Origin of the sequence: Pleomorphomonas diazotrophica, assembly GCF_002844595.1 — a bacterium.
GTDB classification, from domain to species: domain Bacteria; phylum Pseudomonadota; class Alphaproteobacteria; order Rhizobiales; family Pleomorphomonadaceae; genus Pleomorphomonas; species Pleomorphomonas diazotrophica.
The window spans coordinates 939,965-959,999 of sequence record NZ_PJNW01000002.1; the positions used below are offsets into that span (position 1 = coordinate 939,965).

Annotated in this window: 17 protein-coding genes; 8 read left to right on the forward strand and 9 right to left on the reverse strand. The window is 63.6% G+C overall.

Going from position 1 to position 20,035, the window contains the following annotated elements; genetic code table 11:
* Positions 1-81 precede the first annotated feature (81 nt).
* From CXZ10_RS05330 to CXZ10_RS05340, 3 genes are all read left to right on the forward strand, one after another.
* Positions 82-1,113, forward strand: coding sequence for a histone deacetylase family protein (locus CXZ10_RS05330; protein WP_101288038.1), 1,032 nt, complete (start codon positions 82-84; stop codon positions 1,111-1,113).
* An 81-nt stretch (positions 1,114-1,194) separates the two neighbouring features.
* Positions 1,195-1,587, forward strand: coding sequence for a VOC family protein (locus CXZ10_RS05335; RefSeq protein ID WP_101288039.1), 393 nt, complete (start codon positions 1,195-1,197; stop codon positions 1,585-1,587).
* A 61-nt stretch (positions 1,588-1,648) separates the two neighbouring features.
* The gene (locus CXZ10_RS05340; protein ID WP_101288040.1) at positions 1,649-2,029 is read left to right on the forward strand and encodes a VOC family protein; all 381 of its coding nucleotides are present in this window, start codon (positions 1,649-1,651) and stop codon (positions 2,027-2,029) included.
* Positions 2,030-2,031: 2 nt separating this feature from the next.
* On the opposite strand, the gene CXZ10_RS05345 is transcribed toward CXZ10_RS05340, so the two are convergent.
* Both CXZ10_RS05345 and CXZ10_RS05350 read right to left on the reverse strand, forming a co-directional pair.
* The gene (locus CXZ10_RS05345) at positions 2,032-2,694 is read right to left on the reverse strand and encodes a class I SAM-dependent methyltransferase (protein ID WP_244617067.1); all 663 of its coding nucleotides are present in this window, start codon (positions 2,692-2,694) and stop codon (positions 2,032-2,034) included.
* A complete protein-coding gene (locus tag CXZ10_RS05350; protein ID WP_101288041.1) occupies positions 2,691-3,920 on the reverse strand; it encodes a BtaA family protein in 1,230 nt (409 codons plus the stop codon). Before CXZ10_RS05350 ends, CXZ10_RS05345 begins: the two co-directional genes overlap by 4 nt.
* Before the next feature lie 342 nt (positions 3,921-4,262).
* Between CXZ10_RS05350 and aspS the strand changes: the two genes are divergently transcribed.
* Entirely contained in the window at positions 4,263-6,044 is a 1,782-nt protein-coding gene (aspS, locus tag CXZ10_RS05355) for an aspartate--tRNA ligase (protein ID WP_101288042.1), read from the forward strand.
* Positions 6,045-6,125: 81 nt separating this feature from the next.
* Here the strand turns inward: aspS and CXZ10_RS05360 are convergent, their stop codons facing one another.
* Positions 6,126-8,309, reverse strand: coding sequence for a hypothetical protein (locus CXZ10_RS05360; protein WP_101288043.1), 2,184 nt, complete (start codon positions 8,307-8,309; stop codon positions 6,126-6,128).
* Positions 8,310-8,450: 141 nt separating this feature from the next.
* Positions 8,451-9,623 carry a hypothetical protein gene (locus tag CXZ10_RS05365; protein WP_101288044.1) on the reverse strand — a complete coding sequence of 391 codons (1,173 nt, stop codon included), beginning with the start codon at positions 9,621-9,623 and terminating at the stop codon, positions 8,451-8,453.
* Positions 9,624-9,910: 287 nt separating this feature from the next.
* Between CXZ10_RS05365 and CXZ10_RS05370 the strand changes: the two genes are divergently transcribed.
* Entirely contained in the window at positions 9,911-11,557 is a 1,647-nt protein-coding gene (locus tag CXZ10_RS05370; protein WP_101288045.1) for an EAL domain-containing protein, read from the forward strand.
* 28 nt (positions 11,558-11,585) lie between these two features.
* Here CXZ10_RS05370 and CXZ10_RS05375 read toward each other — a convergent pair whose 3' ends face one another.
* The 4 genes from CXZ10_RS05375 to CXZ10_RS05390 all read right to left on the reverse strand — a co-directional run bounded on the left by CXZ10_RS05375 (position 11,586) and on the right by CXZ10_RS05390 (position 15,938).
* The gene (locus CXZ10_RS05375) at positions 11,586-11,870 is read right to left on the reverse strand and encodes a DUF6455 family protein (RefSeq protein ID WP_101288046.1); all 285 of its coding nucleotides are present in this window, start codon (positions 11,868-11,870) and stop codon (positions 11,586-11,588) included.
* A gap of 316 nt (positions 11,871-12,186) precedes the next feature.
* Positions 12,187-13,674 carry a glycerol kinase GlpK gene (gene glpK / locus CXZ10_RS05380; protein ID WP_101288047.1) on the reverse strand — a complete coding sequence of 496 codons (1,488 nt, stop codon included), beginning with the start codon at positions 13,672-13,674 and terminating at the stop codon, positions 12,187-12,189.
* Positions 13,675-13,761: 87 nt separating this feature from the next.
* Positions 13,762-15,255: a glycerol-3-phosphate dehydrogenase gene (glpD, locus tag CXZ10_RS05385; protein WP_101288048.1), complete on the reverse strand. Its 1,494-nt coding sequence runs from the start codon at positions 15,253-15,255 to the stop codon at positions 13,762-13,764.
* 215 nt (positions 15,256-15,470) lie between these two features.
* On the reverse strand, positions 15,471-15,938 hold the full coding sequence (locus CXZ10_RS05390; protein ID WP_210199842.1) for an Lrp/AsnC family transcriptional regulator: 468 nt from the start codon (positions 15,936-15,938) through the stop codon (positions 15,471-15,473).
* Positions 15,939-16,100: 162 nt separating this feature from the next.
* On the opposite strand from CXZ10_RS05390, the gene CXZ10_RS05395 reads away from it, so the two are divergent.
* The 3 genes from CXZ10_RS05395 (at position 16,101) to CXZ10_RS05405 (ending at position 19,619) form a co-directional block, all read left to right on the forward strand.
* Positions 16,101-17,273 carry an amino acid aminotransferase gene (locus tag CXZ10_RS05395; RefSeq protein ID WP_101288050.1) on the forward strand — a complete coding sequence of 391 codons (1,173 nt, stop codon included), beginning with the start codon at positions 16,101-16,103 and terminating at the stop codon, positions 17,271-17,273.
* Positions 17,274-17,301: 28 nt separating this feature from the next.
* A complete protein-coding gene (locus CXZ10_RS05400; protein WP_101288051.1) occupies positions 17,302-18,972 on the forward strand; it encodes a thiamine pyrophosphate-dependent enzyme in 1,671 nt (556 codons plus the stop codon).
* Positions 18,973-19,187: 215 nt separating this feature from the next.
* Positions 19,188-19,619 (forward strand): hypothetical protein, encoded by a 432-nt coding sequence (locus tag CXZ10_RS05405; protein ID WP_101288052.1) that lies wholly within the window; start codon positions 19,188-19,190, stop codon positions 19,617-19,619.
* Positions 19,620-19,731: 112 nt separating this feature from the next.
* Here the strand turns inward: CXZ10_RS05405 and CXZ10_RS05410 are convergent, their stop codons facing one another.
* Complete coding sequence (locus CXZ10_RS05410; RefSeq protein WP_101288053.1) at positions 19,732-19,968, reverse strand: lipase chaperone; 237 nt, start codon at positions 19,966-19,968, stop codon at positions 19,732-19,734.
* Positions 19,969-20,035: the final 67 nt, after the last annotated feature.

Here is a 20,035-nt window from a genome sequence, read left to right on the forward strand (position 1 = left end):
ACAGGTGCGAGTTTTGGCTTGCCGCCAACCATCGGCAAACTACTGTTGGCGCACAGTCGCCACCGCATTGAAAGCTCTGCCATGAGAATCGTCTATTCGCCTCGCCATCGCCTCCATGCCGACAATCAGGAACTCAATGCCGGTGTCATTACCCCGGCCTTCGAGTTGCCGGCGCGCGTCGACTTCATCCTGAAGCGGATCGAGGCAGTCGGTCTTGGCGAAGTGATCGAGGCAAAAACCATTGATGCCGTCGCGGCCGCGGTGAAGGTGCACGACGCCGGCTATCTTCAGTTCATGGCCGATTTCTGGACGCTGTGGCTTGCCGAAGGACGTAGCGGGCCGACCATGCCCTATGTCTGGCCGGCGCGCGGCCAGCGCGACATCCGGCCCGAACACGTCAATGGCCTGATGGGCTACTATTCCTTCGACGGCGGCGCATCCTTCGTTGAGGGAACATGGGAAGCGGTGCAGTCCGCTGTCTGGTCGGCGATCGGCGCCGCTGAGCTGATCGGCGGTGGCGAGAGAGCCGCTTATGCGCTCTGCCGACCGCCGGGGCATCATGCCGGATCGTCGACCATGGGCGGCTATTGCTTCATCAACAATGCCGCCGTGGCGGCACAGTGGTTTCTCGACCATGGCGCCAAGCGTGTCACCATCCTCGACGTCGACTACCATCACGGCAACGGCACCCAAGAGATTTTCTACCGGCGCGGCGATGTGCAGATAGTCGACCTCCACGCCGATACGGCCGTCGCCTATCCCTTCTTCTCCGGGCGGACCGACGAAACGGGCGAGGGGCAGGGGGAGGGCTTCACGCTCAACCTGCCTATGCCTTTCGGCACGGATTGGCAAACGTGGGGTGCTGCCCTGGACCATGCCTGCCGGGCGATCGAGGCCTTCGGGCCTGATGTCGTCGTGGTGTCGCTCGGCCTCGATACGTTCGAGGGCGACCCCATCTCGAAGTTCAGGCTGAAGCGCGAGGACTATCCGAAGATCGGCGCACGCATTGCTGCCCTTGGCCGGCCGACGCTGTTCGTTCAGGAGGGCGGCTACGCCGTCGAAGATATCGGCCACAACGCAGTTGGTGTGCTCTCCGGATTCGAGGGAGCATGACGGGTAGAGACAGTAGGCACTCCTGACAGGGGCTGGCAGGACGACCGGCTATGTCTGCCGTCGTCAATTCTGGAGGCAACAATGCTGGATCATATGGGCTTTCCGGCCGTCGACTTTGAGACGTCGAAGGCATTCTACGACAAGGCGCTGGCGCCGCTCGGTATCAGCGTGGTGATGTCCGTTTCGGCCGAGGAGACGGGCGGTGAGGCTCACGCCGGCTATGGCAGCGACGGCAAGCCGGACTTCTGGGTGTCCACGGGCCGGCCGGCCGGCGAGAAGATGCATTTTCACGTGGCTTTCGTAGCCAAGGACCGGGCGAGCGTCGATGCATTCTACGCCGCGGCCATTGCGGCCGGTGGTCGCGACAATGGCGGACCAGGGCTTCGGCCGCATTACCATCCCAACTATTACGGCGCCTTCGTTCTCGATCCCGATGGCAACAACATCGAAGCGGTCTGCCACAAGCCTGAATAAGAAAGGATGGACGGGCCGCGACCGAGACACCCTGGCCCGTCCTGACCCGTCCTGACCCATCATGTTCGATCATATCGACTGTCCGGTGACGGATATCCGACGCTCTGTCACCTTCTACGATGCCTTGCTGGCACCTCTGGGGCTTGTGAGACTGATTACCCGCCTGACATCGGCGGCTGGCGGCGCATCAAATGCCGGCTACGGTCGCGATGGCCATGCCGGATTCTGGCTTTCGGATGCCAGCCGCAAGGGGCGTCTCCACGTCGGCTTTTCCGCCGCGACGCGCGAGGCCGTCGAGGCCTTTCACGCGGCCGGGCTGGCGGCCGGCGGCACCGACAATGGCGCTCCCGGCCTTCGGCCCTACGCAGCCAACTATTTCGCCGCCTACATCATCGATCCTGACGGCCACAATATCGAGGCCGTATGCCGGGCGGCCGGCTGATTTCAGGAGACGACGCCGAGCTGGGCATAGCCGCGCGCCGGCCGCTCGAACTGGAGCGTCCGGCCGCTGCCTCGCGCCAGGCGAGCCATTTCCGCCTCAAGACCGGCGCGCGGCGTGACGTGGAAGAGGGACAGCCAACCATGCAGGAGAAGGCGGGCTGGCGCTCCCAAATCGTCGCAGAAGCCGAAATCGACGACCGACAGGCGACCATCATCCTTGAGCAGACTGAGGCCATGGGCAAGAGCCGCCGTCCAGTCGGGAATCATCGACAGCGTGTAGGAGAAGTAGACGCGATCGAAGCGGGCAACTCCGAAAGCAGCCTCGGGGTCGAAGGCGCAGGCGTCGCCCTCGGCGAGGCGGATATCGAGGCCGGAACGCTCCACGTTGCGACGGGCCGTCTTCAGCATTTCCGAGGAGATGTCGAAGCCGTGGAGCCGAGCACCTGGATAACGCCTGCCGGCGGCAATGAGATTGCGGCCGGTGCCGCAGCCCATCTCCAGAACCGTGCCGCCCGGCGGCACATCAATGCCGTCGATGAGGCGATCGCGGCCGAGAAGATAGGGCTTGCGCGTCGCGTCGTAGACATGCCGGGTCAGCCGATACATGCGGTCCATGGCCGCCTTCTGCCTCGCCGACGACGGAGCAGCCGACTCGGCGCCCGTCACGCCGACGCCCTCACGTAGAGGTGGAACCCACCATAGATCGACGAGCGATCGCGGGCGACATAGCCGGGAACCGTGGAGGGATCATAGGACCAGCGCGAACGGATGTCGGCGGGCAGTACTGCCTCGAGCGGGCTGTCTAGCCCGGCGGTGCGGAAGATGACGCGGGCGCCGGGACGCGCCGTGCGGCTGATCTCGGTCCATAGGGCGATCATCTGGGCCGGCGTCATCCAGTCCTGAGCATCCAGCAGCACGTAGCCGTCGAGGCTCTCGGCCGGCAGGCCGGCGAGTTCGTCGGTCATCGACGCCTGAATGGCGGTAACGCGATCGGCGTTGGCGCGGATGGCGTCATAGGCCGCATGGGTGAGATAGGGAGGCACGGCGCGGCGGCTCTCGCGGTCGTAGCGGCGGCCAAAGGCTTGCCAGGCGAAATAGTTGTCCTCCAGCGGGAAGTCGCAGGCCAGGCGCGCCAGGCGTTGGCGCAGCAGGCCGGCGAGATCGCCGTCGGCGTCGGCCGAGAGATAGGCGAACTGGGCCGGCGGTATGCCGAGGCCATAGAGCGACACCGGCATGCGACATAGCCAGCGGACGAGCCGGGAGTCGAAGACCGGCGCCAGGTTTTCCTCGAACAGCCGACGCTGTTCGTCAAGCCCTTGGGCCGTCAGCATCAGGCGCGGGTTTTTGCCGTAGGCGCGGGCAAGCAGATGCATGATGCCGATGAACCGGCCAAGCAGGCCGTAACGATAGATGTTGCGGGTGAAAATGGAGATCTGCCGGCGGCCGGTCAGGCTGCGCTTCTCCCAATAGGCGCGGGCATCGTCCGACAGGTGATCGCGCAGAAAGCGATCGTAGCGGGCGGTGTTCTCGCCTTCGTCGGCGTGACCGAAGAAGCGGAAGAAACTCTCGTGGTTCGGCAAATGGCGGGCCGCGGTCAGCTTCAGCTTGAGCAGCGCGATGTGGGCCGGATTGAGATCGACGGCGATGATCTCGGCCGGCGAGGCCGTCAGGTAGTTCATCACGTTGCAGCCGCCGGAGGCGATGGTGATGATGCGCTTATCCGGCCCGAGTTCGAGCGCGGCCATGTCGACCGCCGGGTCTTCCCAGATTTGCGGGTAGACAAGACCGGAGAAGGCGAGGGTGAACAGGCGTTCGAGAATCCCCTCCCGGCTAGCGAGCTTGTTGGCATGCACCGCGTTCGCCAGGAGGTCCTTGGTCTTTTGCTTGCTCATGGAGAAATCCCTGTCAGCCGGCAGAAAGCCGCATGAGTCGTCGCGCGGCCTGCCGTCTGAGCGAAGGCTTCTCCCACAATCGAGTGACACTATTCCGACGAAGCCGGCAAACTGCGAGGCTGCCGCTTGAAAAACGCCGGCAATGGGAAGTTCTTCCGCCTCCGCCGGTCCGGCTTTCAACTGTGATCGGGTAAAGTTGCCGAGCCGGCGAAGCGCGCAAACTCCGTCAGAATTCTTGACAAATCTGCCTCGCCGTGCGCTTGTCGCGCCCACAGATCCGGCCGTCCCCAAGCGGGAATCCGGAGCCGTTCCCAACGGATTCAACGAGACAGGACGATAACCATGCACGCCTATCGCACCCACACCTGCGGCCAGCTTCGAGCCAGCGACGTCGGGCAGAATGTGCGGCTGTCCGGCTGGGTGCACCGGGTGCGCGATCATGGTGGCCTGCTGTTCATCGACCTGCGCGACCACTATGGCATGACGCAGGTGGTGGTCGATCCCGACAGCGCTTCGTTCAAGCTGGCCGAGACCTTGCGCTCCGAGTGGGTGATCCGGGTCGACTGCCTCGTCCGCGCCCGCACGCCGGAGACCGTCAACGCCAACCTCGCCACCGGCGAGATTGAGGTGTTCGCCAACGAGATCGCCGTGCTGGGCCAGGCCAAGGATCTGCCGCTGCCGGTGTTCGGCGAGCCGGAGTATCCGGAGGACGTTCGCCTCAAGTACCGCTTCCTCGACCTGCGCCGCGAGACGCTGCACGGCAACATCGTCAAGCGGACGAAGATCATCCGCTCCATGCGCCGCCGCATGGAAGATGCAGGGTTCACCGAGTATTCGACCCCGATTCTCACTGCCTCCTCGCCGGAAGGCGCGCGCGACTTCCTGGTGCCGAGCCGTATCCATGCTGGCAAGTTCTACGCGCTGCCGCAGGCGCCCCAGCAGTACAAGCAGCTGCTGATGGTGGCGGGCTTCGACCGCTACTTCCAGATCGCGCCCTGTTTCCGTGACGAGGACCCGCGTGCCGACCGTCTGCCCGGCGAGTTCTATCAGCTCGACCTCGAGATGAGCTTCGTGACGCAGGACGATGTGTTCAACACGATGGAGCCGGTGATCCGTGGCGTCTTCGAGGAGTTTGCCGAGGGCAAGCCGGTCACCCAGCAGTTCCGCCGCATCAAGTATGACGACGCCATCCGCCTCTATGGCTCCGACAAGCCGGATCTTCGCAACCCGATCGAAATGCAGGCGGTGACCGAGCATTTCGCTGGTTCCGGCTTCAAGGTGTTCGCCCGCATGATCGAGGCCGACCCGAAGACGGAAGTCTGGGCGATCCCGGCCAAGACCGGCGGCAGCCGCGCCTTCTGCGACCGCATGAACTCCTGGGCACAGGGACAGGGCCAGCCCGGCCTCGGCTACATCTTCTGGCGGTCGGAGAACGGCGCACTGGAAGGCGCTGGCCCGCTTGCCAAGAACATCGGGCCCGAGCGCACCGAGGCGATCCGTGCGCAGCTCGGCCTCACCGAGGGCGATGCGGTGTTCTTCGTCGCCGGCGACCCCTCGAAGTTCTACAAGTTTGCCGGAGAAGCGCGCAATCGAGTCGGCTTCGACCTGAACCTCGTCGATACGGAGCGCTTCGAGCTCTGCTGGATTGTCGACTTCCCCTTCTACGAGTGGAACGACGAGGAGAAGAAGCTCGATTTCGCTCACAATCCCTTCTCAATGCCGCAGGGCGGCCTCGATGCGCTGAACAACCAGGACCCGCTGACCATCAAGGCCTTCCAGTACGACATGGTCTGCAACGGCTATGAGATGGCCTCGGGTTCGATCCGCAACCAGTCGCCGGAGACCATGGTCAAGGCGTTTGAGCTGGTCGGGACGTCCAAGGCCGAGGTCGAGGCACGTTTCGGCGGCATGTATCGCGCCTTCCAGTATGGCGCACCGCCGCATGGCGGCATGGCGGCCGGTGTCGACCGTGTGGTGATGCTGCTGTGCGGTGCCCAGAATCTCCGCGAGATCACGCTGTTCCCGATGAACCAGCGCGCCGAGGATCCGCTGATGGGGGCGCCGTCGGAAGCCTCGATCAAGCAGCTTCGCGAGCTGCATCTCAAGCTGAACCTGCCGAACTGATCGGCAGCGTAGAGAAAAGAGAAGGCCGGGGAGGGCACCTCCCCGGCCTTTTTCTTGGGTTTTACCGTACGGCGTAAAGCTTTACTGATTGGCGATCACGCCGACATTCAAGAGGCGGATAAGATCGTTCGGCTTGTCGGTGTTGACCTTTTCAAGCTCGGCGAAGGGAACCGGCTTGTCCGGCGCCATGGTAAGAGTGATCGACTTCGGATCCTTGATGAAGTCGGCGATCGGCTTTTCGAACTTTGCCTGTAGCTTGGGGTCTTCCAGGAAGCTAAGCATGAGCGGCAAGGCACCGGCGATGTTCTCCCTGAGCTTGTCGCCATCCTGGCCGTTCTTCTTTGCCTGTGCCTCGAACGCCTTCTCGACGATGCCGCCGTTGCCGTAGGTGACGGAGGCGGAGACGAGGTTGGCCTCTTTCATCCGCGCTTCGATCTCCTCAGGCTTTTCGATCAGGGACAACGGCAGGCCGTCGAGATGGAAGTCGCTGGACACGGCGCCCATATCGGCTGCCTTGAGGGTAAGGTCCTCAAGATGGAGGTCGCCCTTCTCGGCATCCCAGGACACCGTCAGGCCACCGGAAACATCCAGGGTTTCATACCCCATGCCGGTCAGCTCGGAGACGACAGTCTCGTCCATTAGCAGCGCCACCGGCAGCGACAGCGACGTAAAGGTGAAGTCACTGCGCTGGGGTAGGGTGCCCATATAGTCGCCGCTGGTGAGGGCGAGTGAACTTAGCCCCACGGAACCGAGCGGCGATTCCACCGACAGCGTGCTCAGCTCGATGAAGCCGAATGACGTTCCGCCGTTGACAAGGGCCTCGCGCATCGCCTCGCCGGACGGCTGGTTACCTTCGGACGCACTCTTGCCAAGATCCAGAAGCGATGCCAGCGAACCGAACCGGATGTCCTGGAGGGTCAAGAGCGACAGGCTGCCCTTGATCGACGTGTCCTTGGAAGAGGCAGTGATATCGCGCAGGGTGAAGGCACCGATGCCATTGCCGCTGATGTCGTTGCCGTCAAAACTGTTGACGCCAAAATCGAAGCTCTCGTCGTCGGCCTTCACCTCGATCTTGCTGGCACGAACCAGGCCCACTCCCATGAGCTGCGTGTAGTTAGGGAGAACGGTGGAGATGAAGGTAATGGGGTCTGCCTCGATCTGCTTGGGATCGCCAAGCGCTTCCATGATCTGTTTGATCACCGGCTGGTTGGTCTGGCGAAGGAAAACGTTGTTGGCCTCGATGTTTCCGATACTCGCTGTCGCGCCGTCGAATGCGAGAACGATGTTGTTGAGGCCGTATTGCGAGTAAATCGTGCGCGCCCTGCCATCGCCAACGCCGCCGACATACTTGGCCGGATCGAGCGCTTCGAGGGCCTTGCCAAAGTCCGTGCCGATTACATAGGTGCTGTCGATCGTCACGGACTTCAGCGGCGACGTCTCGTCCTTCGGTTTTTGCTCCATCGAGTTGATGCCAGCCCGCTCGACACGGCCGTCATGCATGCCGGACATGTAGGCCAGCGAGTAGGTCGTGACGAAATCGCCTTCGGACATGCCGCTGGTCTCGAGCCGGACTTCGTTCACCTCGGCCCAATCGGCCCTTACGCTGGTCATCCAGCCGGCGTAGCTGAACACTGTTTCATAAACGGGTCGGTCAGAGGGCAAAGCCTTCGGTGGCCGCGGGAAAACCAGCCGTTCGACAAGCATCGTCTCGGCAGAGAAGGAATAGTCGACAACCGGCGGGGCGGTCGTTTCCGTCTCGGAATCGCGTTCGGGCGCCGACGGCGTCTTGTCGTCGGTCTGGTTGTCGCTGCGGCTTTCCTCCTGCATCTTTTTTGCCGGCTTCTGTTTGGGCGCGGGAGACGCTGCCTTGTCAGGCTCCTTGCCCGAACTGCCGGACTCCAGCGCGGCCAAGCCAGGGAACCACTTGGCGACGTCGTAATGAATGTCCACCTTGTAGTTCGATGCGCGAACGGCGTGGGCGGCGAAGGCGTCGCCCGGCGCTAGGCGCGGATCTTCGACGGACAACTCGTCGAAATGAACGGCGATGAGGTCATCATCGAGTTCGCCGATGCTGACGTCGGAGAGGGTTACGGTCTGCGTGGCAGGATCAAAGTTGCTGCCGCCAATGGTTACCGGTAGCCCGAAGGCAGCGGTCTCAAGCCATTGCCGGACCAGGGTTTCCCGCGGCGTCTCGGCCTGGGCAAGCGAAGGGCAGTTAAACGCGGCAAGCGCGGCGACCACGCCAAGCGAAGCGCTGGTCTTCATCGACGATACTCCCGGATGTGCAGTGTCTGGGGCCGGCGAACCGGCCCCTTTGTAGTCCTGACGATTACGGGCAAATCGCCTCCGCCGCGGCGCATGGCCTTGACAGAGTGAGCCGGCCCGTACGGCGGGTCGGCTACTCGATCAGTTGGTGTCGGTGCCTTCGCTAGCCTCGCCATCCTCGGTTTCCGGCTGATTGGCCATCACGTCGGCCTTCAGGACATCAGGAAGCGTCTGGGGCGCGGTCTGCGACGTGGCGAGAACTTCCATCAGCGGGATCGGCGCCGCCGGCTCGACGCTAATCGTCAGATTCTGCGGGTCCTTGAGGAAAGTGGTCACTCCCTGCGCCAGCTTGTCCTGGAACGGCTGGTTGCCGATCGACGACAGGAGCAAGGGCAGGGCGCCGGTTATCTGGCCGACGAAGGCAGCCGGCTCCTGTCCCATCTGCTTGGCCTGCTCGGCGATGATCCGGCCAGCCAACGAGGCGTCGCCATAGTAGATCGAAGCCTGCTTCAGGGTGATCTTGCCGAAGGCGTCCTGCGGCGGGTTGGGCTGCTTGAGCTGCTTGACGACATCGGCCGTGAGCCCGCCGAAAGTGCCGGTGAGCCTCAGGGTTCCGAGATCGGTCCCGTCGATGGTGATCTCCTTGACGACGAGGTCGCCGCTGGCGTCATCGAGTGAGCCCGAACCGTAGAAGCCGAGCGTGAGCTTGTCGTAGCCCATCGCCTTGAGCTGCTTGGCGACTTGATCGTTCTCATCGGCGAGCGCCGCCGGGTCGACCACGATGCCCTCGACGGACAGGTCGATGGCCTGCGGCACGTCGTTGGTATAGTCCGAGAAGGTGAGGGCGACATTGTCGATCAGGACCGGCGTCTTGCCCGGCTTGGTGACGGAAATGCCGTCGACCGAGACGGCATCAACGCGGTTGCCCGTTTCGGTCCCGGTGAAAACCGGGGCGGTGAGCTCGAGCGAGGCAACCGCGAGAGCGTCGCCATCGGTCGTGCCGGTAATGTTCTCGGCGAGGATGGAATCGGCGCTCAGCGTGTCGCCTTCCACGTTCGGATTGCCTACGGTCAGTACCGCGATCTTGGTCTCTTCACCCTCGGAAGACTTGATCGAGACGTTGTTGTAGACGACCCCCGCGTCCGACTGGGTCGGCGTTCCCAGCGTGAAGGTTGCCCCCTTGTCCGTCGCCAGCAGTTTGGTCAGGGCCGCCGTCACCTGTTCCGGCGTTGCCGCCGAGAAGGCCGGCCCTGCGAAGCCCGCGGTCAACGCCACGACAGCGACGGTAAGGGACCAGCGACTGGAAATCGTCATTTCACACTCCCAATTAAGTCTTTATCGACAAATAGAGATAACCCACGCCTATCGAGACCGGCATTGTGGCCAAATGACGGTCGGCGTACAAGCCATGCTTCCGATCAATTTTCGCAGCCCTGCCACGAGCTTATCGGCTCGAAAGAAAAGAGCGGCCAACCGAGCGCGGGAAACCATTTCTTCATCCAGGCCGACCAAAGATAAATTATCGAAACGACGGTATCTGTTTCCACGCGCCAAGACGTGGGGCCGTCAAGTGGCTGGGCTGAAGATCGAATGGATGCGACGTGAAGTTCCGCTGGTTGAAATGGCTGAGGCTGCTCGCCCTGTCGGCGGTCGTCACGACCGTTCCGATTGCCGCCGCTGACTATGTTCTCTCCCAGCATGCCATTTCAACCGGGCAGACCGAAGCCGATTCCATGGCCGCGCGTTATCTCGCGCGCGCCGAGACGACCGTCGCCGAGGCGCTGAGGTTACTCGCTGATCTCAGGGCAAGCGGCCGGGTCACCTGTAGCCTTCCAGATCGTACCGCCTTCGGCATGACCGCCTTCAACTCGGAGTTCGTCGTGCAGATCGGACTGACCGACGAGGCGGGCACGCTGATTTGCGGTGAGCCGATGGGCGCGCTGGCCGCGCCGGCCCGGTTGCCGGTGGCGGAGAAGGGTGACCCCTCGGTGATGCTGTCCGTGTTGAGCGACGGCAAGGACAAGCGACAGGCGGTGGTCACGCTACGCGTGGACGACCGGCTGCGCCTCGTTGCCCGCCTTGCATCGCGGGCCCTCGATATCCAGGCCGGGGCCAGCTATTTCGAGGACTCCAGCGTCACATCCATCTACCTCGACGATGGCTCGGAGTGGAGCAAGTTCGCGGGCAAATGGACCGAGAGCGACCAATCGTCGCCCCTGGTCTCAACGATGTCCTCGGAGCGCTATCCGATCAAGGTGCGGGTGGCCGTCGATGAGGCGGCAGCCAAGAAGTCGATCGCAAGCCTCAGAGCCATCACCATCATTCTGTCGACGCTTGCCGGCCTCGGCGTGTTCATCATCGTCACCTGGTCGATGTGGCGCCAGTCCGATGGCGACAGTTTCTCGCGTGCCGTCGACAATCACGAGTTCATTCCCTACTACCAGCCCGTCTTCGATCTGATGACCGGCGAGATTCGCGGCTGCGAGGTGCTGGTCCGCTGGCTGCGCCCCGATGGCACCATGGTACCGCCGGGTCAGTTCCTGCCCTATGCCGAGGCGACCGGTGCCATTCGCGACATAACCCGCCAGCTCATGGCGCAGACGGTGGTCGACGTCTCCGACATCTACGACAAAAACCCCGACCTCAAGCTGGCCATCAACCTCACTGCCATGCATTTCAACGATCTTGAGATCATGGACGACATCAAGCGGATCTACGGCAACTCCAAGATCCGCTACGAACAGCTTTGCTTCGAAGTCACCGAGCAACACCCGCTCAAGGATCTGGCCCTGTCACGCGCCATCATCGGCCGCATCCAGGCGCTCGGCGCCTCGGTGGCGCTCGACGACGTCGGCACCGGCCATGGCGGTCTCGCCTATCTGCAGAAGCTCGGTGTCGACATCATCAAGATCGACAAGATGTTCATCGACCACATCGGCACCGATCATTCGTCGCAGACGATCGTCGACACGCTGGTCGAGCTTGGCCACCAGCTCGGCCTCGGCATCGTCGCCGAGGGCGTCGAGCGGCCGGATCAGGTCGAGCACCTCAAGTCGATCGGCGTCGTCCAGGCGCAAGGCTACATTTACTCGCCGCCCATTCCCGTGAAAGCGTTCCGCGAGTTCGCCCTGAAGTCGCTTGAACGGGCGAAGTCCGGCCTTGGCACCCGCACCGACAAACCGGTGGAGGTGTCTGACAGCTTTGCCTCGCTGACCGTTTCCGTCGACGATGAGGCCGACGCCGCGTGACGCTTGGCGGCCGTGCGCCTCCGTCCCGTCAGAAGGATGACGAGGCGGCGTCGTTGCTGATTTCCTCGAACAGATCAGCGTTGCGGCAGAACTTCGGGGGATGCACGGCACCGCGGATCGAGGTGATGTCGAGCCAGACCTTGCAGGCTTCGAGCTCGGTGCATTCGTGGCATCGGTCGGCGGCCAGCTTGCGCTCGATACCCTGGAGAAACTGGTCGGAATCGAGCGTCATCGCCATGCGGCGCATGAGTTCCGGTTCCCGATCGCAGCCGCAGCCCTCTCCACCTGCCTTGGAGGACGATTTGTCGATCATTCACACCTCCACACGTTCACGCTATCCGATGCCCTCATGATTAGCCTTAAGGCTAGTTTCGGCGATGACATGGATCAAAACGATGTGGATGTGATTGCCCCGTAGCGATCGGGACAAGTCGAACGCGTGCGAAACACTCTTCCGATGAAACAAATATCGCTTTGGGCGGTGGAATTGACAATCAATCCCATCTTCCTCTCCGCGAAACTACTATGAGGAATTTGAACAAGAATTAGGCAGGGACGGGGAAACCATGGACGAGGGGCGGGATTGGCCCGCCACACCCCGTCGATGGAGGCGGCGGGCCGGAAGATCTTCAGGTGGTCAAGGTTCTCCTGACCGCGTCGGCCCAGCCAGCCAGCTTTCTCTGCCGGGTCTGGTCGTCCATTTGCGGCAGGAAGCGCCGATTGCGTTTCCAGCTGGCAGAGAAACCCTGCATATCGGGCCAGACACCCGCCTTGTGGCCCGCCAGCCAGGCAGCGCCGAGGGCGGTGGTTTCCAGCACCAGCGGACGATCGACGGGCGCGTTCAGAAGATCGGCGAGGCGCTGCATGGTCCAGTCGCTTGCCACCATGCCGCCGTCGACGCGCAACACGGTCTCCGACGAGCCGGTCCAGTCGCGACGCATCGCCTCGAGCAGATCGTGTGTCTGGTAGCACACCGCCTCCAGCGCGGCGCGGGCGATTTCGGCCGGTCCTGTGTTGCGGGTCATGCCGAAAAGGGCGCCGCGCGCCTCCGCATCCCACCAGGGTGCGCCAAGGCCGGTGAAGGCCGGCACGAGATAGACGTTCTGGTTGGGATCGGCGTGGTCGGCCAGTGCTCCCGCTTGGTCCGAGCGCTCGAAAAAGCGAAGACCATCGCGCAGCCATTGCACGGTGGCGCCGGCCATGAAAATCGAGCCCTCGAGGGCGTAGGTCATCTTGCCATCGAGGCGATAGGCAATGGTCGACAGGAGCCGGTTGGAGGATCGAACGATCTCATCGCCGGTATTGAGCAAGGCGAAGCAGCCGGTCCCGTAGGTCGACTTCAGCATGCCGGGCGAAAAGCAGGACTGGCCGACGGTCGCCGCGTGCTGGTCGCCGGCAATGCCGCGGATCGGAATGGCAACGCCGAAAAGATCGGGGTCGGTCTCGCCAAAGTCGGCGGCGCTGTCGCGCACGTCGGGCAAAATGGCGCGCGGCACGCCGAACAGGCGGAGGAGGTCGTCATCCCAGTCGCCGGCGGCAATATCGTAGACGAGGGTGCGGGAGGCATTGGTGGCGTCCGTGGCGTGGACCCGGCCACCGGTGAGGCGCCAGAGCAGGAATGTGTCAACGGTACCGAAGGCCAGGCGTCCGGCTTCGGCGGCAGCGCGGGCACCTTCGATGTTATCGAGCAGCCAGGAGATCTTGGTGCCGGAGAAATAAGGATCAAGCAGCAAGCCAGTCTTCTCACGCACCATGTCCTCGGCCCCGTCGGCCCGCAACGTGGCGCAGCGATCGGACGTGCGGCGGTCCTGCCAGACGATGGCGCGGTGGATGGGCTTGCCGGTATCTCGGTCCCAGATCAGCGTCGTTTCGCGCTGGTTGGTGATGCCAATGGCCGCGATATCCTGCGGCGACACTGCGGCGCGGGCGAGAGCGTATTGCATGGTTTCGAGCGTGGTGTGCCAGATGTCTTCCGGCTCATGCTCGACCCAGCCCGAATCCGGGAAGTGCTGCGGAAACTCCTGCTTTCCGACACCCTTGACGCGATAGTCCTCATCGAAAACGATGGCCCGCGTCGATGTGGTGCCCTGGTCGATGGCGAGTATGAATGCGGCCATGGTCGGTCTCCTCCCGTCCTTGGTTTTGCTTGAGTTGTAGTTGTCCGGCGAGGCGGCGCAAGCGCCTGTCCGAGCCTTCTCCCCGGCTCAACGCAATCCGGCGATGAAAGCGTCGATGTCCTGAGCGGCCTCCCTGGGCACGCGGAGCCCCAGCTTGGTACGCCGCCAAAGGATGTCCTCGGCGCTTTTCGCCCATTCCTCCCGGACGAGATAGGCAACCTCGGCTTCGGTCAGGCCGGCACCGAAATCGCGTCCGAGGTCGGCGGTGACGGCGGCCCCGGCAAGGATCATTTCGGTCTTGGTGCCGTAGGTATGAACAAGCCGTTCGATCAGGTCCGGATCGATGCCGGGGCGGTGGGCAATAATATAGGCTTGGTAGGCAGCGAGGTCGCCGGCCGGCGGATTGCCACCCGGCAGTATCGCACCCTTCGTCCAGGACGCGCCTCTGAAGCCGAGCGCCTCGCCGATCAGCGACAGTGCGCTTTCGGCAAGTCGGCGGTAGGTGGTGATCTTGCCGCCGAAGACGTTGAGCAACTTGGCCTCGTCTTCCGCGCCGTCGAGCTTCAGCACGTAGTCGCGCGTCGCTTCCTGGGCTTTCGATGCACCATCATCGTAAAGCGGGCGAATGCCGGAATAGGTCCAGACGACGTCGGCATCGGTAATCGGCTGTTCAAAATAATCCGAGGCGGCGGCGGTGAGATAGGCAACTTCCTCCTTTGTGATCCCCACCTCGGCCGGATCACCGGAATAATCCCGGTCGGTGGTGCCGATCAGCGTGAACTCGCCCTCGTAGGGAATGGCGAAGACGATGCGCCCATCGCCGTTCTGAAAGATGTAGGCGCGATCGTGGTCGTAGAGCTTGCGAACGACGATATGCGAGCCCTGCACGAGGCGAACATGGCGCGCCTCCGGCATGCCTGTGACGGAGCGCAGCACGTCATCGATCCATGGGCCGGCGGCATTGACGAGGAGACTGGCGGTGACAGTTCTGATGTCTCCGGTCTCGGTGTCGGTGAGCGTGACCTCCCAGCGGTCACCGGCACGAACCGCTGCGGTGACACGCGTCCGGGTGAGAATGGTGGCGCCGTGGGCAGCGGCGTCGGCAGCATTGAGCACCACGAGGCGGGCGTCCTGCACCCAGCAGTCGGAATACTCGAACCCCTTGCCATATCCGGCCTTCAGCGCCCGTCCGGCAACGTCGGCGCCAAGGTCGAGCGTTCGGGTCGGCGGCAGCCGTCGGCGACCGCCGATATGATCGTAGAGGAAGAGACCGAGCCTGAGCAGCCAAGCGGGCCTGAGGCCGGCATGATGGGGCAGCACGAAGCGCAGCGGCCAAATGATGTGCGGCGCCATGCCCCAAAGGACTTCCCGCTCCGTCAACGCCTCACGGACGAGACGGAACTCGTAATGCTCAAGATAGCGAAGGCCGCCATGGATCAGCTTGGTCGAGGCGGACGACGTGCCGGAAGCAAGGTCCCCCATCTCGGCGAGTAGCACGGAATAGCCGCGCCCCACCGCATCACGGGCAATGCCGCAACCGTTGATGCCGCCACCAATTACCAGGATGTCCACGCCCGTCATCGCAGCCCTCCAGCTGTCGCACCGTTTTTGTCGGCACGCTTTCAGTCGGTTGCGACCCTAGCAAAACTACGAAAGCAAATGAATATAAAACGAAAGCAAGTGCGTCGATTTCATCGAGGCGGGCGAGCACCTCCCAATCCCGCCAAGGAGGGTGGTGCGCCTGAAGACAGTGACACTCGATTTTGGAGAAGAAAGCCGTCTCTCAACGGGCGAACTCACGCGCGAATCGGCACCGTGGTGGTCCGCTTGATGGCCTTAAGCGCCACGAAGGAGCGGAGCGAGGCAAAGCCGCCGACGGCGGTGATCAGCCGCTCGATGAGGCTGGCCAGTTCGCCGAGGTCCTTCACCATGATCTTCAGGAGATAATCGGCATCGCCGGTCTGCGACCAGCACTCGACCACCTCGTCGGCAGCATCCACGAAAGCCCGGAAGGCCTTGCCCGTTTCGTCGTCATGATTGCGCAGGCCCACCAGCGTGTGGGCGATAATGTTGATGCCCAGTCGCTCGGGATCGAGAATGGCGACGATATCGCGAACAAAACCATCGGCCCTGAGGCGCTGCAGCCGGCGGGCGCATTGGGTTGGCGACAGATGCACGATTTCCGACAGTTCCGCCTGGGTCATGTCGCCCTTCGCCTGGATTGCGGCGAGAAGACGCAGGTCGAAGACATCCAACTCTTCCAAGGCGCGGAACTCCGAAAGGCGCCACGCAAGAAACATGCGCGAGCGGCCGGCATAATGCTGAAAATCTTCGCCGCGAGCAATTGTCTTTCAGGAAATCGCAGAGAAAAATCCGTGGAACCCCATTAAGGTGGAGTTATTCACCGCCATCTGGATGTGCCTCAAATGTTTGACACACTGCCCGAACAGCCAGCCGACGCCTTGCTTGCCCTCATCGGGCTCTACCGTGCCGATCCACGCCCCCAGAAGCTCGACCTCGGCGTCGGCGTCTACCGCGACGACAGTGGCGTTACCCCGATCATGGCGGCGGTGAAGGCTGCCGAGAAGGTGCTTCTCGAAACTCGGACCACCAAGGCCTATCTCGGGCCGGAAGGCGACCCCGTCTACACCGATCTCTTGAAGCCCATCGTCTTCGGCAAGGATCCGGGCGGCCGCGTCGCCGGCATCCAGACCCCCGGCGGCACCGGCGCCGTGCGGCTCGCCGCCGATCTGGTGGCACTGGCGCGTCCCGACGCCAAGATTCTCTACGGCGCGCCCACCTGGCCGAACCATCTGCAAATCCTCAACGCCACCCGCCTCAAGGCGGTGCCGCACCCCTATTTCGACGTGAAGGCGCAGACGGTGAACGTCGCCTCGCTGGTGGCGGCGATCGAGAGCGCCTCGGCCGGTGACGTCGTCCTGCTGCATGGTTGCTGTCACAATCCGACCGGCGGCGAGCTGGAGCCGGCCGATTGGCGGACGGTTCTGAAGGCGCTGCAGGAGACCGGCGTCGTACCGCTGATCGACTTCGCCTATCACGGCCTCGGCAAGGGGCTCGAAGGTGACGCCTATGGCGTGCGCCTTCTGACGGACAACCTCGACGAGGTGATGGTCGCCTATTCCTGCGACAAGAACTTCGGTCTCTACCGCGAGCGCGTCGGCGCGCTCTACGTCAAGGCGCGCGACGAGAAGGCAGCCTCGGTGGTGATGTCCAACCTTGCCGCCTTCAGCCGGGTATCCTGGTCGATGCCGCCGGACCATGGCGCGGCCATCGTCCGGACCATTCTCGAGGATCCCGAGCTGACGCGCATCTGGCGCGAAGAGATCGACCGCATGGGCGCCCGCGTTCGCGGAGTGCGCTCGGCACTGGCCGCAGCCGGTCCGGGCCTCAAGGCGCACGAAACGCAGACCGGCATGTTTTCGACGCTGGCGCTCGGCCCCGAGCAGGTACTGGCCCTTCGCAAGGACCACGCCGTCTACATGGCCGGTTCCGGCCGGATCAATGTCGCCGGCCTGCATGTCCGCGACATTCCGGCCTTCGTGACGGCGCTGAAGGCTGTTGGGTATCCGGTCGACTGACCTGACGACGTCTTCGGGGGAGAACATCATGCTACAAGTTCGTGACGCCGTCTCCGGCGGTCGCGCGATCGTTGACGCGCTCATTGCCAATGGCGTCGACACGCTGTTCGGCCTGCCGGGCGTGCAGACCTATCCGCTTTTCGATGCGCTGGCCCTGTCGGCGGACCGGATCCGTACCTATGGCGCCCGCCACGAACAGGCCTCGGGCTACATGGCCTTCGGCTACGCCCGCTCCACCGGCCGGCCCGGCGTGTTCTCCGTGGTTCCCGGACCCGGCATCCTCAATGCCGGTGCGGCGCTGATCACCGCCCTCGGCTGCTGCGCGCCGGTGTTGCTCATCACCGGAAACGTGCCCACGTCCTTCGAGGGCAGGGGGCGCGGTCATCTGCACGAGATCCCTGACCAGCTCGGCCTGTTGCGGCGCATGACCAAATGGTCGGCGCGCATCGAGCGGGCGGAGGATGCGCCTGATCTCGTCAACGAAGCCTTCCGGCAGATGCTGAGTGGCCGGCCCGGCCCAGTCGCCCTTGAAATGGCCTGGGACAGCATGGGGGAAACGGCGATTGTCGAGCCCCCCGGAGCCGCCATCATTCCGCCGCCGCCTGAGCCAGATGCAGCGGAGATCGATGCAGCCGCACGGCTGCTCGTCACAGCCCGCCGGCCGATGATCATGGCCGGTAGCGGCGCCCAGCATGCGGCGGAGGAGGTGAGGGCGATCGCCACGCTTCTCGACGCACCGGTCACCGCGTTGCGCGGCGGCCGGGGCATTGTCGCCGAGAGCGATCCACTCGGTCTGTCGTCGGCCGTCGCACACCGTCTCTACAAGGAAACGGACGTCGTGCTGGGTGTCGGCACGCGCCTGGAGCTGCCGACCATGCGCTGGACCGGCATGATGACCTATCACGAGCGGCTGCCCGGCGGCCGCAAGCTCGTTCGTATCGACATCGATCCCGAGGAACTGGTGCGTCTCAAGGCCGATGCGCCGGTGGTCGCCGATGCGAAACTCGGCCTCCGCGCGCTGATCGCCGCGATCCGTCGTCTTGAGGCCGATGCGCCCGGGCGTGACGGCGCCACCATTCGCAGCGAGATATGCGCCGCCAAGGCCGCCGTGGAGAGCGAGATCGCCAAGATACAGCCGGAGGTGAACTATCTCCGGGCCATCCGGGCCGCGTTGCCGGACGACGGCTTCTTCCTGACCGAGCTTTGCCAAGCGGGCTTTGCGTCCTACTTTGCCTGGGAGGCGAAGCTGCCGCGGACCTATGTCAGCGAGGGCTACCAGGGTACGCTCGGCTACGGCTTCCCAACGGCGCTCGGCGTCAAGGTCGCCAACCCCGGCCGCAAGGTGCTGGCCGTCTGCGGCGACGGCGGCTTCCTGTTCGGCCTGCAGGAGCTGGCAACCGCCGCGCAGGAGGGTATCGGCGTGGTGGCGGTGGTGTTCGACAATGGCGCCTATGGCAACGTTCGCCGCGACCAGCGGACCCGCTTCGAGGGACGTTTCATCGCCTCCGACCTTCGGAACCCCGACTTTCCGAAACTCGCCGAGGCCTTTGGCATCGAGGCGCATTCGGTGAGATCGCCAGCCGAACTTACCGATATTCTGCCGAAAGCGCTCGCCGCCGAAGAAACCGTGTTGATCCACGTCGTCGTGCCGCGCGATGGAGAAGCCTCGCCCTGGCCCCTTATCCATCCGACGTCCTGATCGGCATCGAATCCGCTCGCCGTTGGCAAGCCGTTAATACCTTGTCTGATTTAGTGACCGCCGTCGCGTGAGCGGGCGACCGCGGTCGGAATCCGGCCGGAAATGATGCACATCGTTAAAATTTTAGCGATGGTGAGAACGCTCCTTTCAGGTCCTCGGCGTAGGCTTCCTTCGGTGATCCGGATCATCCGCCATCCGGCTCGAAAGGACAGATCATGGATATCGCGAGTGTGAAGCCGGTCTTTACTGGCGTGACCTCGCCGGTGCCGAAGACGCCGACCGAGCAGAACCAGTCGACGACAACCGACCTCAGCGCCGAGAAGGCCGTCAAGGTTGCGGAGAAGACGGACGGCAATGCCGTCGATACGTCAACCGACAAGCCGCAAGGGCAGGGCGCCGGTTTGGTGTCGGCAAATGCGCTGACCAAGGCCAACACCGTCAAGGCCAGCCCGCTCGACCAGGTATCCGGCTTCGAGGTGCTCATGTCGTCAGACAGCAAGGCGCCTGAACAGGCCGCCGAGTCTCCGGCCAACGCCGCCGTCGCCCAGGATAGCCAGGAGTTCGCCATGCGCATGCAGGCGATGATTGAGGCTTGGGAGGGAACGGGCGGCTCGCCGCGCAGCGCGGTCTTTGACCGCAAGCTCTAGGATTTCATCGAAGCAATATGACATCGGCGCCCCTTGAGGGCGCCGATTTCGTTTTGGGAGACTGCATGAGCCCGGCCGAATGGCGGCCCGCCGGGAGCCCGAAGGCCGAGCGTTACGGCGTGGTGGTGGCAGGCGGCGTCGCCGGAGCAGCCGGGGCCTCGGGCGCGGCCGGGGCCGGAGTTGTCGGCGCGGCAGGCGCCGGAGTTTCAGGCGCAGGCGTCGCCGGTGCGCTTGACGTAGCGGGCGGCGGAGGGGTGGTGGTGCCCGTGTTGTTGCCCGAGAAGTAGACGATGGCGCCGATCACCACGATGATCGCAATGACGATCCAAATGATGGAAGATCTCTGCATGGGTGTTCTCCTCTCGCTCGATGAACTCAGAAAGCACCGAAGAACAAGGGTCCGCCAGCGCCGCATA